Below are 272 nucleotides of genomic sequence, written 5' to 3'. Positions count from 1 at the left end.
AATGCAGGGCGCGCGGCACCAGGTAGTACATGAGCGTCTTGAAGCGCAGCGTCGGCGCCGCCATGGCGATGAAGCCGCCGATCGTGGTCGAGGCCAGGAAGCCCCACATCGTGCCGACAATCGTGCGCACGCTCAGGGACTTGCGCGCGTTGAAGGCGTAGACCGCGAAAATGCCGGGCGAGAGCTCCAGCAGGAAGCGATAGAACGCGCCAATGACGCGCCCGCCCGTGTCGAGCATCGTCATCGAGGCCAGCACCCACGCCAGGAAGAAC

The 272-nt window shown here is 65.4% G+C and carries 1 pseudogene; it reads right to left on the bottom strand.

The features are described from left to right. Nucleotides 1-272, bottom strand: a pseudogene (locus tag QP415_RS11820) (O-antigen ligase family protein); the annotation flags it as partial.

It is taken from the genome of Pauljensenia sp. UMB3104 (genome assembly GCF_030217285.1).
Taxonomy (GTDB): domain Bacteria; phylum Actinomycetota; class Actinomycetes; order Actinomycetales; family Actinomycetaceae; genus Pauljensenia.
Note: the sequence above shows the minus strand (reverse complement) of the source record. Positions and strands in the feature narration are given on the sequence as shown.